This is a genomic window from Methylobacterium sp. WL9, from assembly GCF_008040035.1.
GTDB classification, from domain to species: Bacteria; Pseudomonadota; Alphaproteobacteria; order Rhizobiales; family Beijerinckiaceae; genus Methylobacterium; species Methylobacterium thuringiense.
Map to the genome: position 1 here is coordinate 1 of NZ_VRVE01000172.1, position 1562 is coordinate 1562.

General features: G+C 70.0%; 1 protein-coding gene. It reads right to left on the reverse strand.

Annotated elements, in window-relative coordinates:
* Nucleotides 1–107 precede the first annotated feature (107 nt).
* Nucleotides 108–1562 (reverse strand): protein adenylyltransferase SelO (locus tag FV217_RS22250; protein WP_281407187.1); only part of this gene is annotated, 1455 nt, incomplete at its 5' end.

The window sequence follows — 1562 nt, forward strand, 5'->3', positions numbered from 1 at the left end:
GGCCGCAGCCCCGGTCGGCCAGCGCGAGGCTCAGAGCCGCGCCGATGCCGCCCGCGGCGCCCGTGACCAGCGCGACGCGGCCGTGCAGCTCGAATTTTGCCGCCATATCAAGCCTGTGCGGGGAGGGGACGCGCGCCGTGGGCTTCGGCCATGCTCTCGATCGCCGCGAGCTTGGTCTCGAAGGCCGCCCAGTCGTCGCGCTCGGCGATGGGCTCCCAGATCGCCTCGACCTCGTCGATCAGCATCGTGCAGGGCGCTTGTCCGCTGAAATACGGGTGGTCGAGCCGGGCGTCGGCAGCCGGCTCCAACCCCTGCAGGGCGGCATGGACCGGCTTGAAGTCGTCGCCGGCGTACAAGGAAGCCGCCGGGCTCGCCGCCGCCCTCGCCTCGCTCGCGAGACCGCCGCGCCAGTCGAAGAAGGCCTGCTCGAACGGCATCTGGCTCTTGGCCAGAAAGCTCCAGAAGGCGGAGACGAGGCGATGCCCCCGCTCCTCCTCCGCGGGCGATGCCAGCCCGAGGCGGGAGAGGAGCGCCTCCGCAAAGGAATCCTGCAGGGCCGGTCCATACCGCTTCAGGCTGGCCTCGAGCCGCGACTGATCCGTCAGCGGGATCAAGCATTCGGCCAGCCGGCTGAGATTCCAGAACAGCGCCTCCGGCTGGCGGCCGAAGCTGTAGAGGCCGTTCTGGTCGAAATAGGCCGCCGTGAAGCCGGCATCGTGCGTCGGCGCGAAGCGCCACGGGCCGTAGTCGAAGCTCTCGCCGGTGATCGCGATGTTGTCGGTGTTGAGCACGCCGTGGACGAAGCCCGCCGCCATCCATCGCGCGCCCATCCGCGCCACCCGCGCGATCACCTGGTCGAAGAAGGCGATGGTCCGGTCGGCCAGGGCCTCCTCGCTGATCTCGGGATAGTAGGCGGCCACCGCGTGATCGAGCAGCCGTTCGAGGTTTTTGGGCTCGTCGAGGGCGAGGAATCGCTGGAAGGTGCCGATGCGGATATGCGTGTGGCTGAGGCGGACGAGCACCGAGGAGCGGGTCGGGGAGGGCTCGTCGCCGCGCTCCAGTTCCTCGCCGGTCTCGATCAGGCTGAACGACTTCGAGGTGTAGACGCCGAGCGCCTCCAGCATCGCGGTCGCCAGCACCTCGCGCACGCCGCCCTTCAGCGTCAGCCGACCGTCGCCGGCCCGCGACCACGGCGTCCGGCCGCTGCCCTTGGTGCCGAGATCGAGCAGCCGGCCGTCGCCGAGATCGTGCAGCTGCGCGAACAGGAAGCCGCGGCCGTCGCCGAGATCGGGATTGTACGAGCGAAACTGATGGCCGTGGTAGCGTAGCGCCAGCGGCGCCTCGAAACTGCCGGGCAAGGGTTCGAACCGTCCGAAATGCGCGATCCACTCGGCCTCCGAGAGCCCATCGAGTCCGACGCGCTGCGCCCAGGGCCGATTGCGGTAGCGCAGCACGGTCTTCGGGAAGCGCGCGGCCTCCACGACATCGAAGAAGTCCGGGCAACAACACCACCAAGCGCTTCGGCCCGGTGCGCGAGGTCGGCCATGGCCGCGAGGCCGGCC